We start from the raw sequence: 4,316 nt of genomic DNA, 5'->3' as shown, positions 1-4,316 counted from the left end.
GGGTATTGCTTATAGAGTGCTGCAGCAGCCGGCATACCAGCGATAAAGGCTATTTTTGCTCAAGCGCAGGCAGCGAATCTGTTCCAGCCACTGTGGAGGTTGCAGGCGTGCAGGAGTGCAGGCGGCAATTGGTAGATGTCGGTACCGCCTTGCTCATCGAGTAACTCGGCGCTCGCCTTGAGCGCGTGGGTAAAGGTCTGGCAGTCCTTGCGATAACAGATTACCCGGGTACCGTCCTCTGGATTGATATTGATAGCGCGGCTTTTGAACTGCCCACAACGACATTGAAGTACCAGGTTATCCATCATATTGCCTCCTGTAATGTTCATCTGCCCCCCATTTGTTTACGCGTTTATACGGCCGATGAAATAGTGCCACCATGGGCCCGACACCTATCTCGAAGAGATCCAGCACACTTATGAACGTGGTGACCTTGCCGTCGCGAAGTATGGGAAAAGCTTATCACGCAGTTTAAAAGCGGGCTGTGCAGCTCAGCGAGCCTCTCAGCTTTTGCGCACCTACGAATGCAGCTTGAGTGCTCGTCGCCGCCCTCCTGTACGGTTCTGCTGCAAAAGCCCGGTTTCACAAGATTTACATGAAAACAGTCTTGTACAGATTGAATACTGATATCCCGATTATCAACAATCCAACCAGTATCAACAGGGTTCTGGTCGAGAACTTTTTGCACGCGTAAGCCGCAAGAGGCGCAGCGAATAAACCACCCACAATCAGACCTGCCACCACATGCCAGATGGTCTCATCGACCAGAATATAGAGCGATGCTGCGCTGGCTAGTGTCAGGAAGAATTCAGCGAAGTTTACCGACCCTATCGTTGTGCGTGGGTCGTGGCCGGTGCCGACTAAGGTCGTGGTAACAACCGGGCCCCAACCGCCACCACCCGAGGTATCTACAAAACCGCCCAGCAGCGCAAGTTTGGCGACGTGTCTGGGTTCGCCTTTACGCGACTTTATGTGTTTGCGGAAGGCTTTGCTCAAAACATAAACGCCCATCAACAACAGATATGCGGTGATGAAGGGCTTCAGGGTATTGCCATCAATCTGGGTGACGAGCACTGCGCCGAGCAGACCGCCGACAATGCCGGGGATCAACAGGCGGACAAACAGTTTTTTATCGACGTTGCCGAATTTGGCATGCGATACACCCGAGACGCCGGTAGTAAAGACTTCGGCCATGTGTACTGATGCAGTGGCCAGCGCTGGCGATGCGCCGGTTGCCAGCAGAAAGCTGGTGGAGGTTAACCCATACGCCATGCCGAGCGCCCCATCCACGACCTGTGCGAGCAAACCCACCAGCACCGCCTTCCAGAACATGGGGTCATTCAAGGTGTCTTGAATGGTAGCCATACCTTCATCCCAGCTACCACCAAACACCTGCGCTGCCCCAAGAGCGACAAGTCCGATCAGGGTCAGTATTGCGAACCAGACCGCGGTGCGAACAACAGGATGTAACGGGATTTGCTCTATTGGAGGGATGCCTAGCGCCTCGTGTTCCTGATTTAAGGCATTGTCGGATAAATCAAGGTCACGAATTTTCATCAGAGCGCCGTCCGGGCGGGTGTTGGGTGAACCTATGCTATTCAAATCGGCGTATCCGAAGAAATACCGATAAGCTATCAGCTTATAACTTAAAAATGGATAACACTGGTCATTTTATAACGAATGGGCGCAAGCAGCGGGAAAAGGTATTTATCTGTCGCCTTATCTCCACATCCGTGCTGCTTTCCTGCTTTTTCACTAAAACGACTAGACTGCTGATAGAAATCGACCAGTAAGTCTGGACCTTATTTTTGTCAGCCTGAAAGGAGATGGTGTATTAGGCGATCGCAGCGTAAGTGTATTTTTCGATCAAGAAGTGCTCGGGTAAATCCCGAGATAGATTTGCCCTTTGTGCCCAGCCGGGTAGAAAAGCGGGTCAGGATAAACATTGATTCGGTGGGAGTGTTCATCTGACTCCGGTTTTTGGAGGCAACGGCACGCTGCTGAAGCTGACGCCGCAGGAGTAGGTCTACAGCAGAGCCAGCCTATTGCTGGCTCTGCTACAGTTCATTACTCGAAACGCTCCAGTACAATCTTACCCACGGCCGTTCCAGCCTCCAGTTCGGAATGAGCCGCTCGCAGATTTTCAGCATTAATCACGCCGAGGTGTTTCCCGGCTGTAGTGCGGATGTGCCCCTGGTCGACCAAGCTCGCAACCGTGTCCAGGAGATCGTGCTGAACCGCAATGTCATCGGCACTGTGCATCGAACGGGCAAACATGAACTCAAAGTGCAGAGATAAGCTCTTTGGTTTGAGTTTCATCGCGTCCAAGGAGTCTGGGTCGTCAATCATGGCGATTTTGCCAAACGGCTTCAGGACTGACACGTAATCATCAAGGTATTGATCAGTGGCGTGTAGGCTGGCCACGTGGGTAATCTGGGCAATTTTGCCCTCTGATACCAGTCGTTCGATCTGAGGCTGCAGTGGCTCGCGGTGATTCACCACATGATCCGCGCCCAACGACTTCACCCACTGCTGGGAATGTGGGCGGGACGCTGTGGCAATCACGGTAGCGCCAGTCAGCTTCTTAGCCAATTGGATCAAGATGGAGCCGACACCGCCGGCCGCACCAATAACCAGAATCACATCTTCAGTCGGCGTGATTTTGTCTGGCGCCTGCTGCTTCAGCCCCAAATGATCGAATAGCATTTCCCAGGCGGTGATAGTGGTCAGGGGCAGCGCTGCCGCCTCTGCGTCGTTCAGGCTGGAGGGTTTGCGGCCGACGATACGCTCATCAACGACCTGGTACTCAGCGTTGCTGCCCTGTCTGGTAACGTCTCCTGCGTAATACACCTGGTCGCCCGGCTTGAACATTGACACGTCCTCACCTACCGCTACCACCTCTCCGACCGCGTCCCAGCCAAGTATCTTGACCTGGCCCGGCTCTGCCGCAGCCCGTTGACGTATTTTGAAATCGACCGGATTGACGCCAATGGCCCTGATCCGGACCAGCAAGTCCCGTCCCTTGGCCTCTGGCTGAGGCAGTTCCAGGTCCTGAAGGGATTTGGGGTTATCGATGGGCAAGGACTCGGTATATCCAACGGCTTTCATGTTTGTCTCCACTTTTAGGTTGGTTAATGACAAGCATCCTGATCTCTTTCTATAATGCGATAAACAGGGTAATCCCATAAACATAATCAAAAATTATTTGAAAATGACCTTCGACGATCTGACCGTTGTGCTCAAAGTAGCGGAGTTCCGCAACATCACTGCGGCGGCCACCAGCCTGGATATGCGTCCTGCAACAGCAAGCGCTGCGGTAAAACGCGTTGAGCAGCAGTTGGGGATCGAACTGTTCGTCCGTTCTACTCGCCAGCTGCGACTATCGGCTGCCGGGGAAAAATACTTGCCCCAGTGTCAGGCGGCGCTGAACCTGCTGGAAGAGGCCCGACAAAACATCCGTTCCGGGTCCGAAACGGTGGAAGGTGAGATCCGGTTGTCCATATCATCAGATTTGGGTCGAAACAGGGTGGTGCCGTGGATCGATCAGCTAATGGTCACGCATCCAGGTCTGAGCCTGCGAGTCCAGATTACCGACAGCAATGTGGATTTTTTCCGGGATTCCGTCGACATGGCCCTCCGATACGGCTCTCCAAACGACGCAAATCTATACGGATTCAAGATTTGCGACGTACCGCGTCTACTCTGCGCCGCGCCGGATTATCTCGCGCGGTATGGCACCCCAGCTTTTCCCCACGACCTGACAGGCCACAACGCTCTGACTTATCAATTGCGGGATATCCCCTATGATCAATGGACCTTCAAGCGGAGCGACGAAGAGTTTCGGGTGAAAGTGAAGGGCAACCGCGCGTCCAACGACGGCGATCTTGTGCGCCGCTGGTGCGTGGCCGGTTACGGGGTAGCCGTGAAATCCTGTCTCGATATCTCGGACGACCTGCTCGCTGGCAGCGTCGTCAATGTCATGCCGGAGTACAAACCACCCGTTTCCGAGCTATGGCTGATCTGCCCAACAAGGCAATCCATCACTCCGGCAGTCCGGGTGCTCCGGGACTCTCTGAAGCAGCATTGCAATGGCCTCATCGAAGCTCTTCATGCGAGAGGGATTCTCTTTGTCTAAGTTGGGCACTGCCGAGCCCAAAGAATTCAGAGGAGACGGCACGCGCATGCCCACGCAGCTATCTACTAAAACGCAACGCACAGGCTTCGGCGGAGGCTGCCATTGGTGCACAGAGGCGGTGTTCACCGCTTTGCGGGGCATCGAGCGAGTCGAGCAGGGGTTCATCCGCTCTGATGCGCCT

Annotated in this window: 5 protein-coding genes; 2 read left to right on the top strand and 3 right to left on the bottom strand. The window is 54.1% G+C overall.

Features of this window, described 5'->3' with window-relative positions; all coding sequences use genetic code 11:
- Positions 1 to 59: 59 nt before the first annotated feature.
- The 3 genes from ABYA88_RS15530 to ABYA88_RS15520 all read right to left on the bottom strand — a co-directional run bounded on the left by ABYA88_RS15530 (position 60) and on the right by ABYA88_RS15520 (position 3,108).
- On the bottom strand, positions 60 to 308 hold the full coding sequence (locus ABYA88_RS15530) for a DUF6151 family protein (RefSeq protein WP_373188292.1): 249 nt from the start codon (positions 306 to 308) through the stop codon (positions 60 to 62).
- Between the two features lie 283 nt (positions 309 to 591).
- A complete protein-coding gene (locus ABYA88_RS15525) occupies positions 592 to 1,557 on the bottom strand; it encodes a sulfite exporter TauE/SafE family protein (protein ID WP_373188291.1) in 966 nt (321 codons plus the stop codon).
- 510 nt (positions 1,558 to 2,067) lie between these two features.
- The gene (locus ABYA88_RS15520) at positions 2,068 to 3,108 is read right to left on the bottom strand and encodes a zinc-binding alcohol dehydrogenase family protein (RefSeq protein WP_373188293.1); all 1,041 of its coding nucleotides are present in this window, start codon (positions 3,106 to 3,108) and stop codon (positions 2,068 to 2,070) included.
- 103 nt (positions 3,109 to 3,211) lie between these two features.
- Between ABYA88_RS15520 and ABYA88_RS15515 the strand changes: the two genes are divergently transcribed.
- The gene (locus ABYA88_RS15515) at positions 3,212 to 4,135 is read left to right on the top strand and encodes a LysR family transcriptional regulator (RefSeq protein ID WP_373188290.1); all 924 of its coding nucleotides are present in this window, start codon (positions 3,212 to 3,214) and stop codon (positions 4,133 to 4,135) included.
- The coding region (locus ABYA88_RS15510; protein WP_373188289.1) for a peptide-methionine (S)-S-oxide reductase at positions 4,089 to 4,316 on the top strand (228 nt) is incomplete at its 3' end. The genes ABYA88_RS15515 and ABYA88_RS15510, both read left to right, overlap by 47 nt.

This window comes from Halopseudomonas sp. (assembly GCF_041579695.1).
GTDB lineage: Bacteria > Pseudomonadota > Gammaproteobacteria > Pseudomonadales > Pseudomonadaceae > Halopseudomonas.
Note: the sequence above shows the minus strand (reverse complement) of the source record. Positions and strands in the feature narration are given on the sequence as shown.